At 71.7% G+C, this 22,584-nt stretch carries 20 protein-coding genes and 1 pseudogene; 10 read left to right on the forward strand and 11 right to left on the reverse strand.

The genetic code is table 11. The features are described 5' to 3' along the window. The first annotated feature begins 3 nt into the window (after positions 1–3). From ACZ619_RS17550 to ACZ619_RS17565, 4 genes are all read left to right on the forward strand, one after another. A complete protein-coding gene (locus ACZ619_RS17550; protein ID WP_469599508.1) occupies positions 4–1,260 on the forward strand; it encodes a styrene monooxygenase/indole monooxygenase family protein in 1,257 nt (418 codons plus the stop codon). A gap of 84 nt (positions 1,261–1,344) precedes the next feature. Beyond that, on the forward strand, positions 1,345–1,998 hold the full coding sequence (locus ACZ619_RS17555) for a TetR/AcrR family transcriptional regulator (protein ID WP_469599510.1): 654 nt from the start codon (positions 1,345–1,347) through the stop codon (positions 1,996–1,998). Positions 1,999–2,008: 10 nt separating this feature from the next. Further along, positions 2,009–2,296 (forward strand): hypothetical protein, encoded by a 288-nt coding sequence (locus ACZ619_RS17560; protein ID WP_469599512.1) that lies wholly within the window; start codon positions 2,009–2,011, stop codon positions 2,294–2,296. A gap of 103 nt (positions 2,297–2,399) precedes the next feature. Next, on the forward strand, positions 2,400–3,545 hold the full coding sequence (locus tag ACZ619_RS17565; protein ID WP_469599514.1) for a C40 family peptidase: 1,146 nt from the start codon (positions 2,400–2,402) through the stop codon (positions 3,543–3,545). A gap of 41 nt (positions 3,546–3,586) precedes the next feature. Here the strand turns inward: ACZ619_RS17565 and ACZ619_RS17570 are convergent, their stop codons facing one another. From ACZ619_RS17570 to ACZ619_RS17595, 6 genes are all read right to left on the reverse strand, one after another. Next, on the reverse strand, positions 3,587–4,525 hold the full coding sequence (locus ACZ619_RS17570) for an AurF N-oxygenase family protein (RefSeq protein WP_469599516.1): 939 nt from the start codon (positions 4,523–4,525) through the stop codon (positions 3,587–3,589). A 123-nt stretch (positions 4,526–4,648) separates the two neighbouring features. Then, positions 4,649–6,124, reverse strand: a complete 1,476-nt coding sequence (locus ACZ619_RS17575) for a penicillin-binding transpeptidase domain-containing protein (protein ID WP_469599518.1) — start codon at positions 6,122–6,124, stop codon at positions 4,649–4,651. Continuing rightward, the gene (locus ACZ619_RS17580) at positions 6,121–7,482 is read right to left on the reverse strand and encodes an FtsW/RodA/SpoVE family cell cycle protein (RefSeq protein WP_469599520.1); all 1,362 of its coding nucleotides are present in this window, start codon (positions 7,480–7,482) and stop codon (positions 6,121–6,123) included. Before ACZ619_RS17580 ends, ACZ619_RS17575 begins: the two co-directional genes overlap by 4 nt. Before the next feature lie 200 nt (positions 7,483–7,682). Beyond that, positions 7,683–8,912: an ATP-binding protein gene (locus tag ACZ619_RS17585; protein WP_469599522.1), complete on the reverse strand. Its 1,230-nt coding sequence runs from the start codon at positions 8,910–8,912 to the stop codon at positions 7,683–7,685. Next, entirely contained in the window at positions 8,909–9,670 is a 762-nt protein-coding gene (locus ACZ619_RS17590) for a hypothetical protein (protein WP_469599524.1), read from the reverse strand. The genes ACZ619_RS17585 and ACZ619_RS17590 overlap by 4 nt, the downstream gene beginning before the upstream one ends. A 140-nt stretch (positions 9,671–9,810) precedes the next feature. Continuing rightward, positions 9,811–10,242, reverse strand: a complete 432-nt coding sequence (locus ACZ619_RS17595; protein ID WP_469599702.1) for a protein-tyrosine phosphatase family protein — start codon at positions 10,240–10,242, stop codon at positions 9,811–9,813. A 174-nt stretch (positions 10,243–10,416) separates the two neighbouring features. Between ACZ619_RS17595 and ACZ619_RS17600 the strand changes: the two genes are divergently transcribed. Then, entirely contained in the window at positions 10,417–11,220 is an 804-nt protein-coding gene (locus ACZ619_RS17600; RefSeq protein ID WP_469599526.1) for a nuclease-related domain-containing protein, read from the forward strand. Positions 11,221–11,274: 54 nt separating this feature from the next. Here the strand turns inward: ACZ619_RS17600 and ligD are convergent, their stop codons facing one another. Beyond that, entirely contained in the window at positions 11,275–12,156 is an 882-nt protein-coding gene (gene ligD, locus ACZ619_RS17605) for a non-homologous end-joining DNA ligase (protein WP_469599528.1), read from the reverse strand. Positions 12,157–12,207: 51 nt separating this feature from the next. Between ligD and ku the strand changes: the two genes are divergently transcribed. After that, positions 12,208–13,143 (forward strand): non-homologous end joining protein Ku, encoded by a 936-nt coding sequence (gene ku, locus ACZ619_RS17610; RefSeq protein WP_469599530.1) that lies wholly within the window; start codon positions 12,208–12,210, stop codon positions 13,141–13,143. Positions 13,144–13,300: 157 nt separating this feature from the next. On the opposite strand, the gene ACZ619_RS17615 is transcribed toward ku, so the two are convergent. Continuing rightward, positions 13,301–15,022 carry a BTAD domain-containing putative transcriptional regulator gene (locus tag ACZ619_RS17615; protein ID WP_469599532.1) on the reverse strand — a complete coding sequence of 574 codons (1,722 nt, stop codon included), beginning with the start codon at positions 15,020–15,022 and terminating at the stop codon, positions 13,301–13,303. A gap of 309 nt (positions 15,023–15,331) precedes the next feature. Between ACZ619_RS17615 and ACZ619_RS17620 the strand changes: the two genes are divergently transcribed. Further along, positions 15,332–16,009, forward strand: a complete 678-nt coding sequence (locus ACZ619_RS17620; protein ID WP_469599534.1) for a TetR/AcrR family transcriptional regulator — start codon at positions 15,332–15,334, stop codon at positions 16,007–16,009. Between the two features lie 92 nt (positions 16,010–16,101). Here the strand turns inward: ACZ619_RS17620 and ACZ619_RS17625 are convergent, their stop codons facing one another. Further along, entirely contained in the window at positions 16,102–18,114 is a 2,013-nt protein-coding gene (locus ACZ619_RS17625) for an MFS transporter (RefSeq protein ID WP_469599704.1), read from the reverse strand. A 471-nt stretch (positions 18,115–18,585) separates the two neighbouring features. Further along, positions 18,586–18,900 (reverse strand): annotated as a pseudogene (locus ACZ619_RS17630) (NAD(P)-binding domain-containing protein); the annotation flags it as partial. A 150-nt stretch (positions 18,901–19,050) separates the two neighbouring features. Here ACZ619_RS17630 and ACZ619_RS17635 point away from each other — a divergent pair. Genes ACZ619_RS17635 through ACZ619_RS17645 form a run of 3 tightly spaced genes read left to right on the forward strand, consistent with a single transcriptional unit; the run spans position 19,051 to position 21,694 of the window. Beyond that, the gene (locus ACZ619_RS17635) at positions 19,051–20,352 is read left to right on the forward strand and encodes a replication initiator (protein WP_469599536.1); all 1,302 of its coding nucleotides are present in this window, start codon (positions 19,051–19,053) and stop codon (positions 20,350–20,352) included. Further along, on the forward strand, positions 20,349–20,519 hold the full coding sequence (locus ACZ619_RS17640; RefSeq protein WP_351936937.1) for a helix-turn-helix transcriptional regulator: 171 nt from the start codon (positions 20,349–20,351) through the stop codon (positions 20,517–20,519). Before ACZ619_RS17635 ends, ACZ619_RS17640 begins: the two co-directional genes overlap by 4 nt. Then, positions 20,516–21,694, forward strand: coding sequence for a tyrosine-type recombinase/integrase (locus ACZ619_RS17645; RefSeq protein WP_469599538.1), 1,179 nt, complete (start codon positions 20,516–20,518; stop codon positions 21,692–21,694). Before ACZ619_RS17640 ends, ACZ619_RS17645 begins: the two co-directional genes overlap by 4 nt. Here the strand turns inward: ACZ619_RS17645 and ACZ619_RS17650 are convergent. Then, the gene (locus tag ACZ619_RS17650) at positions 21,681–22,424 is read right to left on the reverse strand and encodes a hypothetical protein (protein ID WP_469599540.1); all 744 of its coding nucleotides are present in this window, start codon (positions 22,422–22,424) and stop codon (positions 21,681–21,683) included. The two genes, ACZ619_RS17645 and ACZ619_RS17650, sit on opposite strands and share 14 nt — an antisense overlap. Between the last annotated feature and the right edge of the window lie 160 nt (positions 22,425–22,584).

Consider the following 22,584-nt stretch of genomic DNA (forward strand, 5'->3'; position numbering starts at 1 on the left):
CGTATGCGGAAGATACTCGTCGTGGGGGCCGGCCAGTCCGGTCTCCAGCTGGCCCTCGGCCTCCAGTCGCACGGCTACGAGGTCACCCTGATGTCGAACCGGACCTCGGACGAGATCCGCTCCGGCCGGGTCATGTCGACGCAGTGCATGTTCCACACGGCACTGCAGCACGAGCGCGATCTCCAGCTGAACTTCTGGGAGTCCCAGGCCCCGAAGATCGAGGGACTCGGCGTCTCGGTCGCCGCCCCCGGCTCCTGGGGCGAGGGCCCCGCGGCCCGCGCCATCGACTGGGTGGGCAGGCTCGACGGGTACGCGCAGTCGGTCGACCAGCGCGTGAAGATGGCCGGCTGGATGGAGACCTTCGCCCAGCGCGGCGGCCAGCTGGTCATCCACGGCGCGGCGGTCGGCGACCTCGACTACTTCGCCCGCGCCTACGAGCTGGTCCTGGTCTCGGCGGGCAAGGGCGAACTCGTCTCGATGTTCGGCCGCGACGCCTCCCGCTCGCCCTACACGGAGCCCCAGCGGGCGCTGGCCGTCGCCTACGTGCACGGGCTCGGCCCCCGCCCCGAGCACCCGGACTTCCACGCGGTCCGCTGCAACCTGGTCCCGGGCGTCGGCGAGCTCTTCGTGATGCCGACCCTCACCACCTCGGGACCGGCCGACATCCTCTTCTGGGAGGGCGTGCCCGGCGGCCCGCTGGACGTCTTCAACGGCGTCAAGGACCCCTCGGAGCACCTCTCCCTGACCCTGGAACTCATGGCGCGGTACACGCCCTGGGAGCACGCGCGGGCCACCAAGGCCGAGCTGACCGACGCGGGTGCCACCCTCGCCGGCCGCTACGCCCCCACCGTCCGCAACCCGATCGGCCGCCTGCCCGGCGGCGGGCTGGTCCTCGGCGTCGCGGACGTGGTCGTCGCCAACGACCCGATCACCGGCCAGGGCTCCAACTCGGCCTCCAAGTGCGCCGCCTCCTACCTCGCCTCGATCCTCGAACACGGCGAGCGGGAGTTCGACGAGACCTGGATGCAGGCGACCTTCGACCGCTACTGGGACACGGCCCAGCACGTCACCAAGTGGACGAACGCGATGCTGGCCCCGCCGCCGGAGCACATCCTCAACCTGATCGGCGCCGCGGGCCAGCTCCAGCCGGTGGCCGACCGCTTCGCCAACGCCTTCAACGACCCCTCCGACTTCGAGAACTTCTTCTACGACCCGGAGAAGACCGGCGCCTACCTGACCTCGGTGGCCGGCGCCGTCTGATCAGGCCTGTTCTCGGCCACGACGGCGCCGCACCCGACCGCCGCCCCATCGCGGCGCCCTCGGCCGAACACATACCCTGCACACATGACCCCCCAGGCCGCCACCCCCGCCTACCGCAGGCTGAGCGTCGAGGAGCGGCGCAGCCAGCTGCTCGACGCGGCTCTCTCCCTGTTCGCGCACCGCGCGCCCGAGGAGGTCTCCCTCGACGACGTGGCGGAGGCGGCCGGGGTCTCCCGTCCGCTGGTGTACCGGTACTTCCCGGGCGGCAAGCAGCAGCTCTACGAGGCCGCGCTCAGGTCCGCCGCCGAGGAGCTGGAGCACTGCTTCGACGAGCCCCGGGAGGGCCCGCTGCTGCTCCGGCTGGCCCGGGCCCTCGACCGCTACCTCGCCTTCGTCGACCAGCACGACGCCGGCTTCACCGCCCTGCTCCAGGGCGGCAGCGTGGTGGAGACCTCGCGGACCACGGCGATCGTGGACGGCGTACGGCGGGCCGCCGCGCAGCACATCCTCAGCCACCTGGAGGTCGCCGACGCCGGCCCCCGGCTGCGGATGACCGTCCGCATGTGGATCACGGCGGTGGAGGCGGCCTCGCTGATCTGGCTCGACGAGGACAAGCAGCCGCCCGTCGACGAACTGCGCGACTGGCTGGTGGACCAGTTCGTCGCCGTGCTCAGCGTGACCGCGCAGCGCGACCCGCAGACGGCAGGCCTCGTCGCCGCCCTCGCGGTGGATGGCTGAGACTGGTGCCGTGAAGAGTCAGGACACCCCCTTCGAGGGCGGCCCCCTGGACGGCCGTGTGCTGCCGGTGCTGCTCGGCATGACCGGCCACCCCCCGAAGACGTACCGCATCCCGGTCCCGGACCCGGACGGCGGCCCGGCCACCGTCCTGTACTACCGGCGCGTCCCCCGCGGCCGGAGCAGGCGCCTGGGGCTGAACCAGGGCTGGAAGTACGTGTACGACCCGGCGGGCAAGGGCGGTGCGGACCGGCCCAAGTGGCCGTGGACCAAACCGGAGCCCGGAGACCCCCAGGGGTGACAGGCTTACGCCGAACCGCTCACACCTGCTGCGGGAATCATGTCTGCATGTCCGATTATCGCGGTGCGGAACGGAGGGACCGTCCCGCACCGGAGGTGATGACGTGTCAGGAAGGTTCCTGCGTATGGCCTGTACGGCCGCGGTGGCGGCCCAAGCCGTCCTCGCACCCGCCCCCGCGCTCGCCGCACCCGCCCCCGCGCTCGCCGCCCCCGACCCGCAGCGGCCGGTGGTCCAGCTGCTGACGGACCTCCAGCGGCTGTACCGGCAGGCCGAACAGGCCACCGAGACCTACAACGCCACCGAGGAGCGGCTGCGCCGGCAGCGCGCCGAGGTGGCCCGGCTGGACGGCCTGCTGGCCAGGGCCCGGCTCTCCCTGGACACCAGCAGGGCCGAGGCGGGCCGGCTGGCCAGGCAGCAGTACCAGAACAGCACCGCCGACATCTCCCCGTACGTACGGCTGCTCCTCGCCCGCGACCCGCAGCACGCGCTCGACGAGGGCCGTCTCATCGGCCGGCTGGCGCGCGACCGGGCCGGGACCGTCGGCCGGCTGGCCGGTGACGAGAAGGAGCGGGCCGGGCTGGCCCGCAAGGCCCGCAAGGCCCTCGACACCCAGCTCACCCTCGCCGGGGAGCAGAGGAAGCAGCGCGACGACGTTCAGGCCCGGCTGGGCGACGTGGAGCGGATGCTGGCCTCCCTCACCCCGGACCAGCTCACCGCCCTCGCCGACCGGGAACGCGCCGACACGGCCGACGCCCAGCGCGCGCTGACCACCTCCGGCGCGCTGAGCGCCACCACCCCGCCGCCCTCCCGGGAGGGCGACCGCGCGGTCCGCTACGCGGTCGGGCAGCTGGGCAAGCCGTACGAGTGGGGCGCGCAGGGCCCGCGGGCCTACGACTGCTCGGGCCTGACCTCGCAGGCCTGGGACCACGCCGGCCGGCCCATCCCGCGGACCAGCCAGGAGCAGTGGGCCGACCTGCCGCACGTCCCCCTGGACCGGCTCCGCCCCGGCGACCTGGTCGTCTACTTCCCCGAGGCCACCCACGTGGCCCTCTACCTGGGGCACGGCCAGGTGGTCCAGGCCCCCCGCCCCGGCGCCAGGATCAAGGTCTCCCCGATCGCGGCCAACCCGATCCTCGGCGCGGTACGCCCGGACCCGGACGCCCGGCCGCTGACCGGCTACACACCCCCGGCCGTCCCGGAGGCGGCGATGCGGGGGACGGACGAGGGCCTCGGCGCCCCGCCCGCCTGAGCGGCCTGAGCGGTGCGCCGGCCCCCGTCCGCACCCGGACCTCAGGCCAGCAGACCCGAGCTCTTCCACAGCCGCCGCCCCACCCCGCGCAGCACGCCGATCTCGTCCAGGAAGTCCGTCAGCTTCTTCGACCCCGACTGCATGACCTCCCGCCGGTGCCCGCTCGCCTGCACCTGGGCCAGCGCCTCCCGCCGGTCCAGCCCCACGTTCGTGTAGACCTCGGGATTGATGAACGCGACGGAGAAGACCCGCGCGAACTCGCCCGAGGTGACCCGGGTGAACTCCTGCGACCAGCGCGGCGCCGTCAGCATCTGCCGCCGCAGCTCCTCGCGGGCGTACCGCACGTGCCGGGCCTCCTCGACCACGTGGATCCGCGTGACCCCGCGGATCAGCGGCTGCACCCGCTCGTCCGGGAAGGTCAGCCGCTGCATCCAGTCGAGGACCTCCTCGCCGAGCAGGGTGGCCGTGAAGGAACCGGGCGTCGTGGAGATGGTCTTGAACAGGCGCCCCAGGTTCTGGTGGGCCCGGCTCACCGGGTACCAGGGCGCGTCACCGCGCTCGATCAGCCGCGCGAACATCTTCGAGTGCCGGCACTCGTCCTCGATCTCGGTCAGCGCGTAGCGCACGTGGGCGCTCGTCGCCGACTTGTCGTAGATGTGCCGCACCAGCAGCTGCATCAGGATCAGCTCGAACCAGATGCCCAGCGAGGCCAGCGCCGCCGCCTCGTGCTGCGACAGCAGGATGCGCTGCTCCTCGCCCATCCGCTTCCACAGGGGCGTGTCGTACAGCGACACCAGCTCCGGCGGCCAGAACCACTTGCCGTCCTCGAAGGGCGCGTCCCAGTCCAGTTCCCTGTCCGGGTCGAAGGAGTGCTTCGCGGAGGAGACGAGCAGCCGTTCGGCCACCTGCTCGCGGTCCTTGAGCAGACCGAGCGCGTCCCGCAGTCCGTCGACCGCGTCGGCTTCCGTCAGGGTCGTCATGGCTTCCTCACCTTGTTACCCGGGGTACGTCATCGTCCGCCTCTTATGAGACTGCCTGTCAGCAAGGCCGTCAATCCCTTGCGCACGACTTGTTGACCCCGGGCCCGCCCCGGTACGGCGCGCTCAGTGTCCGAGCACCGCCCGCATCACCGCCCTGGCGATCGGCGCCGCGTCGCCGCCGCCGCTGATGTCCCCGCGGTCGGCCGCCGCGTCCTCGACCACCACCGCCACCGCCACCTTCGGCTCCAGGTCGGCGTCCGCCTGCGCCCAGGACACGAACCAGGCGTACGGCACCCCGGAGTTGCCGAGGCCGTGCTGCGCGGTGCCGGTCTTGCCGCCGACCGTGGCGCCGCGGATCGCCGCGTTCGCGCCGGTCCCCTCCCGCACCACGTCCACCATCAGCTCCTTCATCCGCACCGCGGTCGAGGGGCTCATCACCTGCCGCGCCGGACCGGAACCCCCCGTGGCCACCGTCTCGCCGCCGCCGCGCACCGTCCGCTCCACCAGGTACGGCGGCCGCACCAGCCCCCCGTCGGCCACCGCCGCGGCGACCATCGCCATCTGAAGCGGCGTGGCGCGGGTGTTGTACTGCCCGATCGACGACAGCGCCAGCTGCGCCTTGTCCACGGTCGTGTCGAAGGTGCTCGGCGCGGCGGAGTACGGGATGCGCAGCCGGGTGTCGTTGAAGCCGAAGGCCTGGGCGGTGGCCGTCATGTTCGCGACCCCCACGTCCACGCCCAGTTTGGCGAAGACCGTGTTGCACGACCACTCGAAGGCCGTCCGCAGCGACGCGTCCCCGCAGCCGTCCCCCTCGTTGGTCAGCCGGGTCGTGGTGCCGGGCAGCCGGTACGGGTCGGGGGAGTCGGTCGGCGCGTCCAGGTCGGTGATCACGCCCGCGTCCAGCGCGGCCGCCGCGGTGACCACCTTGAACGTCGACCCCGGCGGATACGTCTGCCGTACCGCCCGGTTGAGCATCGGCTTCTCCGGGTCGCCGTTGAGCCGGGCCCAGGCCGAGGTCACCGCCTCGCTGTTGCCGGACAGCTCCGCGGGGTCGTACGACGGGGTGGAGACCAGGGCCAGGATCCGCCCGGTCGCCGGATCGATCGCGGCCACCGCGCCCTTGCGCCCGCCGAGCCCCCGGTAGGCGGCCTCCTGGGCGGCCCGGTCCAGGGTCGTCACCACGTCCCCGCCGGGGTTGCGGGACCGGCTCACGTCGTTCCACAGCGGGAACGGCGACAGCATCGGGTCGGTGCCGGAGAGCAGCCCGTCCTCGGCGTGCTCCAGGAACGTGGTGCCGTACTTCTGGGAGGCGAAGCCGGTCACCGGGGCGTACAACGGGCCGTCCCGGTAGGTGCGTTCGTAGCGCAGCTGCTCGCGGCTGTCCCGGGAGCCGGTGACCGGCTCGCCGCCGACCAGGATGTCGCCGCGCGGCAGGCTGTAACGGGCGATCGTGGCGCGGCGGTTGGCGGGGCTGTCGTCGTACTCCCGTCCCCGGACGACCTGGACGCGGGCCGCGTTGACCAGCAGGGCGAGCAGCAGCAGGGCGCAGAAGGCGCGGGCCCGGCCGACGTACGCGGCGGTTCCCTGGCGTCGGCTCATGGGGCCACCCGTCCGTCGTACTGGCTGCGGGCCGAGTCGCTCACCCGGATCAGCAGGGCCACGATCGCCCAGTTGGTGACGACCGAGGAGCCGCCCTGGGCGAGGAACGGCATCGCCATGCCGGTCAGCGGGATCAGCCCGGTCACCCCGCCCGCGATCACGAACACCTGGAGGGCGACGATCGAGGCGAGCCCGACCGCGAGCAGCCGGGCGAAGGGGTCGCGCAGGGCGAGGCCGGCCCGGTAGCCGCGCTCGACCAGCAGGCCGTAGAGGAGGAAGATCGCGGACAGCCCGGCGAGGCCCAGCTCCTCGCCCGCCGTGGCCAGGATGAAGTCCGACTTCGCGGCGAAGCCGATCAGCACGGAGTGGCCGAGGCCGAGCCCGGCGCCGAGGATCCCGCCGGCCGCGAACGCGAAGAGGGACTGGGCGAGTTGGTTGGGTCCCTGGCCCGCCTCGATCGACGCGAACGGGTGCAGCCAGTCCTCGATACGGCCGTGCACATGCGGTTCGAGCCGGCCCACGGCGACCGCGCCGAACACGGCGAGCACCAGGCCGACGGCGATCCAGCCGGTGCGCCCGGTGGCGACGTACAGCATGACCACGAACAGGCCGAAGAAGAGCAGCGAGGTGCCCAGGTCGCGCTCCAGGATCAGCACCCCGACGCTGACCAGCCAGATGGTGACGATCGGGCCGAGCACCCGGCCCGTCGGGAACTGCATGAACCACACCCGGCGGCCGGCGTACGCGAGCGCGCTGCGGTTCGCCGCGAGGTACGCGGCGAAGAACACCGCGAGCAGCACCTTCGCGAACTCGCCGGGCTGGATGGAGAATCCGGCGATCCGGATCCAGATCCGCGCGCCGTTGACGGCCGGGAAGAGGATCGGCAGGAGCAGCAGCACGAGGGCGGCGGCCACGCTGACGTACGCGTAGCGCTGGAGCACGCGGTGGTCGCGCAGCATCAGCACGACCATGATGAACAGGCCGACGCCCAGTGTGGACCACACGAGTTGGGCGGGGGCCGCCCGGTCGCCCGGGGTCTCCAGGTCCAGCCGGTAGATCAGGACCAGGCCCAGTCCGTTGAGCAGCACGCCGATCGGGAGCGGCAGCGGGTCCGCGTACGGCGCGCGCAGGCGTACGGCGAGATGGGCGACGAGCGCGAGGACGCCGAGGCCGGCGCCGTAGCCCGCGGCGCCGGGCGGGACGGTGCCGGTCTTCGCCAGGCCGACCGCGCAGTAGCCGTACACGGAGAGCAGGACGGCCAGCACGATCAGGGCGAGCTCGATGCCGCGGCGCCGGGGGAGGCGGACGGCGGAGGTGGGGGTCGTGGCCGCGGTGAGGGTGGTTCCGGCCTTGGTCATGTCCGGAACTTACCTAAATGACGTGAGATGTGTGTTGTGTGGATCGGTGCCAGCGTGGCGTGCGCGCCGGTGGGGGCTTGTCGCGCAGTTCCCCGCGCCCCTCGAAGCAAGTCGGCCGGGCCCACCTTTTCCTGGGGGCGCGGGGAACTGCGCGACAAGCCACGACGCACCCGCGGCCGAGTCACCGGCGTTCGCCGCCCCTACGGGAGTGTCAGTACGGCCACGGCCCCGCCGCCGATCGCGTTGGCGAACACCAGCCGCGCCCCCAGCACCTCCGCCTGCCCCGCCGCGATCGTCAGCCCCAGCCCGTGCCCCCTGGCCCCGCCCTCCGTCCGGAACCGCTGCGGCCCGTGCGCCACCAGGTACTCGGGATACCCGCCCCCGTGGTCCCGCACGGTGACCTCCTTGCCCTCCACGGTCAGCACCACCGGCGCCCGGCCGTGCCGGTGCGCGTTGGCGACCAGGTTCCCCAGCACCCGCTCCAGCCGCCGCCGGTCGGTCTCCACCCACACGTCCCGGACGACCTTCACCTCGGTCTCCGTCCCGGACGCCCGCACCACCCGCTCGGCCAGCGCGCCCAGCGCCTCCGCGTCGGTCTCCAGCCGCTCGCGGCCCGTGTCCAGCCGGGAGATCTCCAGCAGGTCCTCGGTGAGCGTGCGCAGCGCCGCCACCCGGTCCCGCACCAGCTCCGTCGGCCGCCCCGGAGGCAGCAGCTCCGCCGCCGCGTGCAGCCCGGTCAGCGGCGTGCGCAGCTCGTGCGCCACGTCCGCCGTGAACCGCTGCTCGCTCAGCAGCTTGCTCTGGAGCGACGCGGCCATGCCGTCCAGCGCCGCGGCGACCGCGGCCACCTCGTCCTGCGGCCGGCTCTGATCCCGCGTCCGCGGGTCGCCGACGCGCGCGTCCAGGTCCCCGGCGCTGATCCGCCGGGCCACCTGCGCGGTGCCGTGCAGCCGCCGGGACACCCGGGTCACCGCGAACGCGCCGACCAGCAGGGTGGCCCCGATCGCCAGCGCCGACGACCAGAGGATGGAGTGGTCGAGCGCGGCGATGGTGCGGGCCTGCTGGGAGTAGTCGACGGCCACCGCGAGCACCCGGTGCCGGTCGGCCGGGCCCGCCGCCCACATCGTCGGCCGGCCGCCCTCCCCGGCGACCATCGTGCCGCGCTCCCCGGCCAGCGCCAGCGCCCGCAGCGGCGACGGCAGCCCCCGCGGGTCGATCCTGGCCTCCGGCACCAGCGTGTCCCCGGCCTCGAAGTCGCCCGTCGCCTCCGCCAGCCGGGACAGTGCCTGGTCACGGGCGTGTGCGACGGTCTGGTCGGTCACCGACACGTGCACCAGCACGCCGAGCAGCGCGGCCAGCGCGCAGCACATCACCGTGATGAACGCGGCCGACTTGGCCGCGAGCGTCCCGGCCCAGCGGGGAAGCCTCATCGCGCCGCCGCCGAGGACGAGGCGGACGAGGGCGCGGGGGAGGGTGTGGGTGCGGAGCCCGGGGACGGGGTGCGGGTGTGCCGGTGTCCGCCGGTGCGCAGGAACTCGTCCCGCGAGAACACCATCGACCGCTGCTCCGGGTCCCACGCCCAGGTCGTCCGGTACTCGTAACCGCTGATCCCGGCCGGCGAGCGCACGATCACCGTCCGCCCGGCCAGCTCGACGCCGATGATCGCGTCGTTGTCGTCGAGCACCTGCACCAGCCGGTGCTTCTCGACGGTGTAGACGCGCAGCGCCGTCTGGTTCGTCGGGTAGAGGCGGAAGCCGAGCGTCAGCTCGTCGCGCCCGTCGCCGGTGAGGTCCCGGTAGTACGGCTTCAGCAGCGGGCAGCGCGCCCCGCCGCCGCCCGCCGTGCACCGCTCCACCCGGTTCGCGGTCTCGTGGTACGGCCCCTTGGACCCGTAGTCGGCCGCGTCCGACGCGATCTCGGCGCGGACCACCGCCAGCGGGTCCACCGCGCGGATGTCGTCGCCGGGAACGGTGACGCCCCTGACGGTCCGGGTGCTGCCCTCGTCGTAGGGCCAGGCCGGGCTGGACGCCGGCCGCAGGTCCGGCCAGAGCCTCGCCGGACTGACCGCGGTCGGGGTCGCCCCGGCCGCGACCAGCCCGCCCGAGTCGCCACAGCCCGCCGCGGTCACCGACAGCAGCGCTGCGGCGGCCGCGGCGAGGGCGGCACGGGCGGGGCGACGGGGCGGCACACTGCTCCTGGGCTCGGGGGGCCGTGGATCCACGGGCGGACGGCCCCGTACACCTTATTCACGCTTTCGCAGGGAAGTCCCGTTTGCCCCTCTCGGGACGGCCGGGGGAGCGACCGGGGGCGGCCGGTGCACGGGAGAGGCTACTCGGCCAGTTCCTCCAGCAGCCGGGCGGTGGACAGACCGGCCCGCAGGTAGGCGACGAACAGCTGGTTGTGCAGCGCCCACGGCGAGCGCCGGGCCCGCACCAGCCGGATCGCCTCCTCGGCCGTACACCCCTGGTGCACGAGCGTCTGCGCGACCACGAGCCCGGACCGGTTGTACCCGCTGTAGCAGCGCACCAGCACCGACCGCCCGGCGTCCAGCGCCTCGGCCGCCGCCCGAGCCAGCCGCATCACACCGGCGAGCTGCGTGCCGTCCAGCGGGCCGTCCGGAATCGGCCACACATGGTGCTCGACGCCGGTGTCCGGACCGTGTCCGGGCAGCCTTACCAGGCTCTGCACCAGGTCGAACTCGTCCCGCGCCACGACCGGCTCCAGCCGCCCCGAACGGCCCCGGAACTCATGGCCGCCCATCCACAGCCCGGGCAGCACCTCGCTCCACGGACTGTCCGGAGCCGGGACCTCGTACCGTTCCCCACGGATCCGCACCGGCGCCTCCCCGCTGCGTGCGCCAACCCCTGTCAAAGGTAGCCGGGTTCTTGCCCCTGGAGCACCCCGCCTGTTCCCATGGACGAGGGGTGATGACGTATGAACGGACTGCGCGTCGTGCCGGCCTGGCGCCACGGCCAGGAGCGGCTGTACGTCTGCCTCACGGACGGCAGGAACATCGCCTGGTACGACCGCGAGGCCGGCCGGGTCAACCTGCTCAGCGAGGAGCGCGAGGACGACGTACTGGAGGTCCTGGAGCCCTTCCTGACCGGCCCGGTCACGATCGGCCCGCCCCCGGTGCCCACACCCGCCGAACTGGCGCGGCTGACCCTGCACCCGGACGACGACCTGGCGCCCAACCGCCCCGGCGAGGCGCTGCTGGTCGCCCTGGACCGCGACCCCGGCCCGGCCCACCGGCTGCGCCCCGACCCGCGCCGCCGCGCCCTGACCGCCGAGCAGACCGTCGGCGACGCCCTGGACTCCCTGGACGGCGCCGGCTGGCACGTCCTGCACTCCGTCCCGCTGCCCGGCGGCGACCGCCTGCACCACCTGCTGATCGGCCCCGGCGGCATCTTCTGCGTGCACGCGGTGTACGCCCGCAAGCAGCGGGTCCTGGTCGCCGACCCGATGGTCACCCTGGGCCGCGGCGAGCCACGGCCCCTGCTGCGCCGGGTCCGCGCGAACGCCGACCGTGCCTCCTACGCCCTGACCGCCGAGGTCCACCCGGTGCTGGCCCTGACCGACCCGGCGGACGTGAGGTTCACGTGCCCGCCCCGCGAGGTCCGTGTCCTGCGCGACCGCGACGTCACCGGCTTCACCCGCCTCGGCGGAGTCCTCAAACCGGCCGACGTCGAGGCCCTCCACGCGATGGCCCGAGACCGCGGCACCTGGGCGAGGGTGTAGCCCCCGCCCCGCTCTTTCTGCTGTCTCCTCTTCCTGCTGTCCCCGAAGCCGCTTCTACGGCAGCTCGGCGGCCCGCCCCGCGTCCAGCAGCGGTGCCAGCAGGTCCCCGTGCCGCTGCACGCGGACCGTGACGTCCGGTGCGCGGAACTCCAGCTGCTCCGCCCGCCGGCACCCGGCGACCTCCTCCCAGGTCACCGGCGCCGACACCGTCGGCTCCCGCCGCGCCCGCACCGTGTAGGGCGCGGCCGTGGTCTTGCGCCCGGCGTTCTGGCTCCAGTCCACGAACACCTTCCCCGGCCGCAGACTGCGCGTCATCCGGTGCACCACCAGCCGCGGCATGGCCCGTTCCGCCGCCACCGCCAGCCCCTTCGCGTACTCGCCGACCCGCTCGCTGCCCGCCCCCCGCACCCCCGCCAGCAGGTGCAGCCCCTTGGACCCGGACGTCTTGGCGTACGCCCGGATGCCGTCCGCCGCCAGCCGCTCCCGCAGCCACAGGGCGACCTCGCAGCACTCCACGACCGTCGCCGGCGCCCCCGGGTCGAGGTCGAACACCAGCCGGTCCGCCTCCTTCGGGGCCCCTGCCGGCCACTGGTGCGTATGGAACTCGGTGACCAGGTTCGCCGCCCACATCAGGCTCGCGAGGTCCTGCACCAGCACCATCCGCGCGGGCCCGTCCGACCGCCGCACCTCGGCGGTCGTGACCCAGTCGGGCGTACCGGGCGGCACGTTCTTGGTGAAGAAGACCTGGCCGTCCGGGCCGTCGGGATAGCGCAGGAAGGACACCGGCCGGTCCCGCAGATGCGGCAGCAGGACCTCGGCGGTCGTCGCGTAGTAGTGCAGCAGCTCGCCCTTGGTGAACCCGGTCGCCGGATACAGCACCTTCTCCAGATTGCTGAGCGCGACCCTTCGCCCGTCCACCTCTGTGATCGGCGTCATACCATGACAATCTCATACGAAGCCGGATACCCGGACGGAGGGAAGCCGCAGGTGCGATCCATATGGAACGGCGCGATCTCCTTCGGGCTGGTCAGCATCCCGATCAAGCTGGTGAACGCCACCGAGAGCCACTCGATCTCCTTCCGCCAGGTCCACACCGAGGACAACGGCCGTATCCGCTACCGCAAGTTCTGCGAGCTGGAGGACCGTGAGGTCACCCAGTCGGAGATCGGCAAGGCGTACGAGGACGCCGGCGGCTCGATGATCCCGATCAGCGACGACGACCTGTCCCGCCTGCCCATCCCCACGGCCCGCACGATCGAGATCGTCGCCTTCGTGCCGGCCGACCGGATCGACCCGCTCCAGATGGACGCGGCGTACTACCTGGCGGCCTCGGGCGCCCCGGCGGCGAAGCCGTACACCCTGCTCCGCGAGGCGCTCAAGCGCAGCAACAAGGTGGCCATCGCCAAGTACGCCCTGCGCGGCCGCGAACGCCTCGGCATGCTCCGGGTGGTCGGCGAGGCCATCGCCATGCACGGGCTGCTCTGGCCCGACGAGGTCCGCGCCCCCGAGGGCGTCGCCCCCGACGCCGACGTCACGGTCCGCGACAAGGAACTCGACCTGGCGGACGCCCTGATGGACACCCTCGGCGAGGTCGACCTGGACGACCTGCACGACGAGTACCGCGAGGCCCTGGAAGAGGTCATCGCCGCGAAGGCGGCCGGCGAGTCCCCACCGGAATCCCCGGCCCCCGCCCCGGGCGGCAAGGTCCTCGACCTGATGGCGGCCCTGGAGAAGAGCGTGCGGGCGGCGAAGGAGTCGAGGGGCGAGACGGCGGAGGTGACCCCCCTCCCGGCCAAGAAGCCCACCCCGCCCAAGAAGAAGGCGACCCCCGGGAAGACGGCGACCCCCAAAAAGCCCGCAGCCAAAAAAACCACGGCAAAGGCAACCGCCAAGAAGTCGACCCCCCGCAAACGCCCCGCATGACAGCACCGGCTCGTCCCGCCCGAGCACAGTCTGCCGGTGGCTCGGTGGCTCGGTGGCTCGGTGGCTCGGTGGCTCGGTGGCTCGGTGGCTCGGTGGCGTCCGGGGTGCCGGTTCGGGGCCGAGCTTCTGGTGGGTTCGGCCCCTTCGCCGTTCGCGTTCAGATGCGGGAGGTGCGGGTGAGGAGGTGGCCCAGCCTCTTGGCCACCTCCGTGGCCATGACGGCCTGGCCGGACGTGGAGAAGTGGATGCGGTCCTCGCTCAGGAGGTCTGCGCGGGTGTTGACGGGGTGGTCCCACATGTCCACGACGACGGCCTCGTACGCGGCGGCCAGGCCCCGGGTGATGTCGTTGACCCGGGCCACCCGTTCGCTCCAGTCCGGGAAGGCCGGGACGACGTAGGCCCTGCCCAGGGTGAAGGTGGTCAGCTGGGCGCCGGTCCCCGAGGCCAGCTCGTACATGTGGCGCAGCCGGCTCTCGATCTGCTCGAAGTCGGGCCGGCGGCGCACCAGGTCGTTGGCGCCGCAGGGCAGGTGGAGGAGGTCCGGGGCGAACTCCAGCGCGCGGTCCATCTGCTTCTCGAGGGTCTGTGCCGTCGTCGCCCCGATCTCGGCCGTGTTCAGGTACTCCAGGTCCGGCCGTACCCGGCGCAGGATGTCGGCGAACCGGTCCGGCCACCCCTTGTCCTCGTAGCCGGGGCTCGGGTCCCCGGTGCCCGCTGACAGGCTGTCGCCGATCACGGCGAACCGGTGCCAGGGCGCGTCGTAGAGCAGCGCCGCGGCGTCCAGGGGCGGCAGGCAGAACGGGTCGGACTCCTCGGTGAGGTGAGTCGAAGTCATAAACAAAGAGTACGGTCGATTGTATGTATTTGAAAGGGTCGGCCGTCGGTGCAGAGTCTGCGGTCCAGGGCCATCGAGAACTCGGCCTCCACCACGCTGCGGGCCACGCCGCGCAGGCGATCCGGGTCCGCCTGTGCGGCGTGGCACGGTGATCCCTGCTTCCCGGCCAGTTCCTCCGCCCGGTACTCGACGGGGGCCGCCGCCCGGCCGGCGTCGGCGGCCGCGCCGTCGTGCCGTTCTCGTGCCTCCACTGGGTCGTCCCTTTCGGATGGTGTCGGCCGGGTCCGCATGCCCCGCACGGTGCGGCCCGCCGGCCTGGGCCGGCGGGCCGGACATGATGCGGTCCCGGTGCCTTCGTGGAGCGGGAAGGGTGTAAGGGGCGACGGGGTCGGACGTGGCCCGTAGTTCGCTGCCGGGCCGGATGCCCAGTTCCCGGCTGAGCACGGTCTCGGCGTCGTGGTAGGCCTCGTTCGCCTCGGCGTGCCGGCCCATGCGCTGGAGGGCGATGATGTGCCGTGCGCGCATCGATTCGTTGAGAGGGTCCTCGGAGATGAACTTCCGCGCGTTGAGGACCACCTTCTGGTTCTGGTCGAGCGCCAGCCAGGCGTCGATCAGTGTTTCCCGCGCCGCGGCGCGCCACCGGTGGAGCTCGTCCGTGGCCGTGGCGACCAGCGGTCCTTCGAGGGCGCCGACGAGGGCGTCCCCCTGCCGCAGGGAGAGGGCGTCCTCCAGGATGGCGGCGACCACCGAGGGTGTGCCGGGGGCCAGGTTCAGCGCGCGTTCGACCGGCCGGACGAACCGGTTGGCGTCCACCGCGTCCCGCTCGATGTTGAGCCGATAGCCGGAGTTGACCGTCTCCAGCAGGCCGCCGCCGTGGCGGTGCAGCCGGCGGCGCAGTCGGGCGACATGGGCATGGACCGCGTTGACGGCGTCGCCCGCCGTCCGGATGAGGTCCAGTTCCTCTATCGGTTCGTCGCGGCGGACCTCGCTCTCGACGCGGAGTGCGAGGACGGCGAGGATGCTTCTCAGTTTCGCCCCGCTCAATATCTTTTCGGTGTTTCCGAGAATGATCCGCTGTGGTCCGAGAATTCGTATTTAAGCGACGGCCACTGTTCTTCTCTCATTGTTGTAAGAGATCAGTGTTTGACGCTTTTCTTTTGGGATCGACGCATGTCGATCGAAGGTGATCCTATTGGTATGCAACTTGCATATGCAGCCCCACGTTCTGGTAGGGGTGCACCGTGTGCGCCCCTCTGTTCGGGTACGGTCCCGCTCGGACGGGTGGCGGCGGGCCGAGGTCCGGGCGGCGCGCGGACCGGTATATCCGACGTCAAATGCTGTACGATCGACCGTATGGGAAGTGCTACGGAGCCGGCCGCCTCGCGAGCGAGTGATTCCGGGTCGCGCGCGCCCTCGCCGCCCGAACAGGCGGAGATAACGGACAAACGGCTCCTGCGGGGTGCCCGTACCCGGAAGATCGTCCTCCGGCGGGCTGTCGACGTCGCCTCGCAGGAAGGCCTCGGCAACATCAGCTTCGGCCGCCTCGCGCTCGACACGGGTCTCAGCAAGGCGGGGATCCAGACCCTTTTCAAGACGAAGGAAATCCTCCAGCTCGCGGCCGTCGAATTCGCCCGCGAGCTTTTTGTCGACGCCGTGATCCTCCCGGCGAAATCGGCACCGCGCGGCGTCCTGCGGCTGCGCGCGCTGCTCGATCACTGGGCCGTGTACGCCGATACGCCGCTTTTCACGGGCGGGTGCTTCCGGGTCGCCAACCTCGCGGAATTCGACAGCCACCCGGGTCCGGTCCGCGACGCGCTCTTCCATGACCAGAAGGAATGGCGTGAAGTGATCGCCGGCGAATTGCGCCATGCCGTGGAGGCGGGTGAGATCGCTCCGCTCGACGTGGAGCTCGCGGTGTTCCAGATCGACGCGCTGCTGTGCGCCGCGAACACGGACCGCCAGACCGGGGACGCCGAGGCGGTGGGCAAGGCCCGCAGGATCATCGACGGGCTGCTCGTCGCTCCCCGCTGAGGCCGGTCCGCCGCCTCGGGTTCTCGTACGCGCGCCGATGGGGCGGACCGGACGGTCCGCCCCATCGGCGTACGGCGGTGGGTTTCGCGAGGTCAGCTCGGCGCGGGCGCCTTCTTGTTCGGGAGCAGGAAGACGAGCACGGCCGCCAGGGCCGCGATGCCGCAGGTGGTCAGGGACGACATCGCGAAGGCGTGGCCCGCCGCCGCCACCTTCCCGTCGCTCTCGGGGCGGAAGGAGTTGAAGAAGACCGCTCCGATCACGGCGACACCGAGCGCGCCGCCGACCTGCTGGGCGGTCGACAGCGCCCCGGACGCCATGCCGACGGTCTGCGGGGTGATCCGGCTGAGGACCGTGTTCAGCAGGGGCGTGATGAGCAGGCCGCCGCCGACGCTCTGGAACATCAGGGTGGGAACGATCAGCAGGGGCGTCAGCCTCGGTCCGGAGAGCAGGACGACCGCGGTGGTCAGATAGCCGACGGTGAGCACCACCGCGCCGACCTCCAGGACGCGCCGTCCGTACTTCGGCACGAGCCTGCCGGCGATTTTGCTGAAGGTGAAGAAGGTCACGGCGGCCGGGGTGTAGACCAGCCCCGCGCCGAGCGCCGACATCCCGAGTCCCTCCTGCATCGAGATGGACAGGGCCAGGTAGTAGGAGGTCAGCAGCGCGTACACGGCCAGCACCAGGACGATGCCGAGCGAGAACGAGCGCTGGGAGAAGAGGCTCAGCTTCAGCAGCGGGTCCCCTCCGCGCCGGTCGACGGCGCGCTCCAGTCCCACGAACAGGGCGAAGGCGACCGCGCTCGCGGCGAAGCAGGCCCACGTCCACCAGGGCCAGCCCGCCTCGCGCCCCTGGATGAGCGGGAACGTGAGCAGCAGCAGCGCGGCGCTGAGGGCCAGCACGCCCGGTACGTCGAGCTTGCGGGTGCCCGCGGCGCGGGACTCCGGCACGTACCTGGCCGCGCAGGCGATCGTGACGATGCCGATCGGCACGTTGACCCAGAACACCGACCGCCAGTCGGTGCCGAAGAGATCGGCGTCGATGAGCACGCCGCCGACGAGCTGACCGCCCATGGTCGCCAGGCCGATCACGATGCCCAGGGTGCCGAAGACCCGGTGGCGCGCGTTCTCGGGGACGACGAGGGTGATGACGGCGAAGACCTGGGGCACCATCAGGGCCGCGCCGACGCCCTGGACGATGCGGGCCCCGATGAGGACACCCGGGTTCATGGCCATGGCGCAGGCCAGTGAGGCCAGGGTGAAGACGGCCGTGCCGGTGATGAAGATCCGCTTGCGGCCGTACAGGTCCGCGAGCCGGCCACCCGTGATCATGAAAACGGCGTAACTCAGCTGGTAGCCCGCGAGGATCCACTGGAGCTGGCCGACGGACGCGCCCAGGTCCGCCTGGATCGCGGGGCCCGCGACCACGACGATGAACGAGTCGAGGATCGCCATGAACATGCCGACCATGACGACCGACACGGCGGGCCAGGGCGCCTCCGGAGCGGATTCCGCCCCCGCCGCGACGGCTTCTACTTTGGCATTCGTCACGAATGCATCCCCTTCGTCCTTCCGCTCCGGTGCTGGACATGACGGCCCGCGGCGCGGCGCGGCGCGGTGGGGCGAGCGCGCGGCCGCGGTCCCGGAAGAGTGTACGTGCGACCGTATGCTTACTTCAATCGCGAATGCGGGATCACCCGGCCTCGGTGGGACGCGGCACGGAGACGAGGCGGCGGCCTTCGGGGCGGACAGGATGAACGCCTGCGGGTCGGGCTTGCGGGTGGCCCTCCAGCACGAGGTGCCGGTCCCGGGCCAGGACTGCCGGTTGCTCCCCGTGTGATCCAGGAACCAGCTGTGGCAGCCGCCCGTGTTCCACACGGACCGGTCGAGCTTGGCGTGCAGTCGGACGTTGAACGCGCGCTGGACGTCCGCGCGCACCTCCATGCGACTGGCCCGCCGCGTCCGCATCAGGCGCAGGCACTCCACGACGTAGTGGAGCCGGGCCTCGATGACGAAGAGGATCGACTGCGCGCCGCCTCCCGAGTTGGGCCCCATCAACATGAGCATGTTGGGGAACCCCGACACGGTCGTGCCCAGGTGCGCCGTCATGCCGTCGCGCCACGCCTCCTGGATGGTCAGGCCGCCACGGCCGACGATGTGCTCGGTGGCGCAGCGGTTCTCCGTGGAGAACCCGGTGCCCAGGACCACCACGTCGGCCTCGTGGAACTCCCCGTCCTCGGAGGTGATCCCGTTCTCGGTGAACCCGGCGATCGGGGAGGTCACCAGGTCCACGTCGGGACGCTGGAGGGCCGGGTAGAAGTCGTTGCTCAGCAGGATGCGCTTGCACCCGATCCGGTAGTCCGGGGTCAGCTTCGCCCGCAGCACCGGATCCGGCACCTGCTTCCTCAGCCGGCGCAGGGCCGCCGCCTCCAGCAGCCCCAGGAACTTGGGGTTGAGGAAGGCGAGGACCGGGACCTCGTGCGTCCAGTACGCGGTGAGCCGGTACAGCTGCTGTACGAACGGCAGCGTCCGGAACAGCCTGTGCTCCAGCGCCTTCAGCGGCCGGTCGGCCTTCGGCAGCACCCAGTGGGCGCTGCGCTGGAAGACGTCGACGTGGGCGGCCGTCCCGGCGACCGCCGGGACGAACTGCGCCGCGCTCGACCCCGTGCCGATGACGGCGACGCGCTTGTCCCTGAGATCGACCGAGTGGTCCCACTGCGCCGAGTGGAACACCTTCCCCTTGAAGCGGCTCATGCCGGGCAGGTCGGGGATGTGCGGCTGGTGCAGCGCACCGTGGGCGAGGACCAGGATGCGCGGCCGGTACTCGCGGCCCGCGCCGGTCCGTACCGACCAGCGGTCGCTCGCCTCGTCGAACTCGTAGGAGACCGCCTCGGTGTTGAAGCGGGTGTGCGCTCGGGCGTCTCCTTACCTGCTCGAACGTCGAGCTCGTCGGGACGGTCCGTCATCCGCAGCCGCTCTGACGTCGTTCTGCACTCGACCCCGCCCCTGCTGGCGGAGCTGAGCACCCTCGCCGCCCTCGGCACCATGCCCGCCCTCGCTCGACAGCTCGCGAGCCTGGGCGGCTGCACCACTCCCGTCCGCCTCGACGGCCACCGCGCCGAGTACGACGTCGACACCCGCACGGGCGAGATCGGCGGCGCCCGTCACCACCTCGACTCGGCCACCCTCCCCGCCGGTCAGCTCCTGGTCCGCTGCAACAACCGCAGGGCCACCCGCTGTGTGGCCTGCGCCGAGGTCTGCCGCCGCGACACCTACCACCTGATCACCGCCGGACTTAGGGGCGGCAAGGGCACGCCCGACCAGGTCGCCACCCACCCTCGCGTCTTCGCCACCTTCACCGCACCCGGCTTCGGCCCCGTCCACAACCGCCGCACCGACGGCCGCGCCTGCCGCTGCGGTGTCCACCACGACCAGGACGACGGCGTACTCGGCACCCCGCTCGATCCCGACACCTACGACTACGAAGCGGCCGTTCTCTGGAACGCGCACGCCGGTGACCTGTGGCGGCGCTTTTCGATCTACCTCCGCCGGGAGGTCGCCAAGCGCGCCGGCCTCACCCAACGCGCCTTCCGCCACCACGCCCGGATCTCCTTCGCGAAGGTCGCCGAGTACCAGAAGCGCGGCGCGGTCCACTTCCACGCGATCGTCCGGCTCGACGGCCCGGAAGGCGGCGACACCGTGCCACCGGCCTGGGCCACGGCCGAGCTGCTCACCGATGCCATCCGGGCCGCCGCGACCGACGCACGCATCGACGGTCCGGAGATCGACGGCCGGGCCCACACCTTCGTGTTCGGCCGTCAGCTCGACGTCCGCCCGATCCGCTCCGCCGATTTCGACGGCGGCCAGGAGCTGACCGAGCGAGCCGTAGCGGCGTACATCGCCAAGTACGCCACCAAGGGCGCCGAGACCGCGACCGGCACCCTCGACCGCCCGATCCGCTTCCTCGCCGAGCTGGCGCTCCCCCGGATCACCGAGCACGCCCGCCGCATGATCCGTACCGCCTGGTCCCTCGGCGCACGCAAGGAACCGGCAGACCTCCGACTCCGGGCCCGGGCCCACATGCTCGGCTTCCGCGGCCACTTCTCCACCAAGTCCCGCCGCTACTCCACCACCCTCGGCGCTCTCCGCGAAGCCCGTGCGGACTGGCGACGTGCGCAAGCGGCCCCAGCCGCGCCGCAGGACGACGAAACCACGCTCGTTCTCGCCCACTGGGTCTTCGCCGGCACCGGCCTCTCAGCTGCCGAAGCCTGGCTGTCCGCATCCCTCGACCCCGCACCCGGCACGGAAGGAGAGCCGACGTGGACTCCCGTCGCGACGAGCTCATGAGCGTTCGCCAGGTCCTGGATGAGCTGGGCGGGGTCTCTCGACGGACGTTCTACCGCTGGCGTGAGTTGGGGTACGGGCCGGCCGCGTTCAAGCTGCCCAACGGGGAGCTTCGGGTTTGGCGCAGTGACTTCACCACGTGGCTGCGGCAGTTGGAGGCCGCCGCGTGAAGTCTCTCGACGTGAAGGTCTGGGCCGTCCGAAAGCGCGATACGAAAACGCCCTCATACGGCGTCCGGTGGTCTGTCGCGGGCAACGTCTTCTCCGACTCCTTCCGCACGAAAGCGCTCGCCGATCACTATCGCGCGAAGCTCATGCGGGCGATGCGCGACGGCGAGGAATTCGATGAGGCATCCGGGCTGCCGGGATCCATGGAACAGAAGAAGTCGGCCGTTTCCTGGTACGACTTCGCACTCAGATACCTCGCCATGGAGTGGCCACATGCCGCCCCCAATACGCGCGACGGCATCAACGAATCGCTCACCAGCGTGACTGTGGAGCTCCTCGACGAGAGGGCTGGACGGCCATCCGGCCAAGCCATCCGCAAGGCGCTCCGGAATTGGTCCTTCGTCCTGCCGGGGCCCGATGACCGAGACGTCCCGGACGATGTCGGTAACGTCCTTCACTGGGTGTCGAAGGCATCGCGACCGCTCGCCGATCTCGCTGAACCGGCCACGGCCCGTGCGGTGCTGGACTCACTGAAACTCAAGCTCGACGGCACGGCCGCGGCGGCCGAAACCGTACGGCGTAAGCGACGAACTCTAGTCAACGCTGCCAACTATGCGGTCGACCTGGGGGAGCTGCGTGAGAACCCGATCACGGCTGTCCGCTGGCAGAAGCCGAAGGTCTCCAACCAGGTTGCCCCGCGTGTGGTTGCGAACCCCGAGCAGGCTCGGAACCTCCTGGCGGCCGTTTCCTATGTGGGTGGCTACCGGCGGGCCCGTGGCCGGCGCATGGCGGGTCTCTTCGCCGCCATGTACTTCGGCGGTCTCCGGCCTGCTGAAGCAGTCGGCCTCGTCGAGACGGACCTGAGCCTCCCCGAACAGGGCTGGGGGTCGGCGCTGCTCCACCGGACTCGTCCGTCCGTCGGCAAGCAGTGGACCGACTCGGGGGAGACCCACGACGACCGCGGACTGAAGAACCGACCGGTTGAGGACGTCAGGCGGGTGCCGATCCCGCCCCACCTCGTCGTACGCGAAGTGCCTCGACGGACGGCAGGACGTTGCCAACCGGCGTATCGAGGACCTGCTTCGCGAGTACGAATGACGGCACCTGATCGTGCCCGAGGCCTCTGGGGTGACACCCCAGGGGCCTTGCCGTTTGCCCTGCTTATCAAGCATGTCTAGTGGCCTGGGCCTGTTCTGAGGCGAGCCGACTGGCAAGGCTGTCCCGCTCCCTGCTGAGAGTGGTGAGCAACCGAGCGCGAGTGACTTCGAAGTCGGGCTCCACCTCGACGCCCAGGTCGTGGCGGAGGGCGACTTGCAGCAGATACACCCCGTCGGACAGTGGCCCGCTGAACCAGTCCTTGGCTCGCTCGTACGACCCGTCTGCGCCAGGACGGCTCGGCAACAGCTTCACGACGGAGTACCCGACCCCGAGCGCCCTGTTGAGGGCCGAGGCGATCTGATGGACGTCCTTCGGCAGTGCCATCTGCGCCACGGAGTATTGCTCTGCCCACGCTTCCTTGGCGGCGTCGAGGACTGCCGGATCGACGCCTTCGCCGCGCTCGGCTGCCAGGACCGCGTCTCGGGCAGCAATCCGGTAGGCACGAGCAGTGGTGTTCAGCCGGGCGTAGAGATCGCGTCTGGCTTCCTGCGTGCGGTCGTGGCGGTCCTCCGCCCGTTCACGATCGGCACGCTGGTTCTGCTCCCGGGTGACACGCTGGCTGAGCACCGCTCCACCCAGGGTTCCGCCCAGTGTTCCTGCGACGCCGATGAGCGCGACGGCAAGCGTGGTCACATCCACGAGATCCCCCAACTCGTCTATCGGCCGCTCGCGGACAGCGGCTGAAGTCGGCACGATGCCGTCGGGGCTCAGGCTTCCGCCGGCGGCACGATGCAAGACCGGGACGACCATAACGAGGAGTGGGCCCGCTTGACTCCAATGAGCCTCATCACCTGCGGGAATGCTCCAAGATCCCGTCCACGCCTCGTCCACGGACGCCGGCATACGGCCGCTTCGGGCCGCATACGCCTGCACATGCAAGAAGACCCCGGCCTCAGCGTTTCCGCTGGTG

The sequence above is a fragment of the Streptomyces sp. NPDC104367 genome (assembly GCF_055583825.1).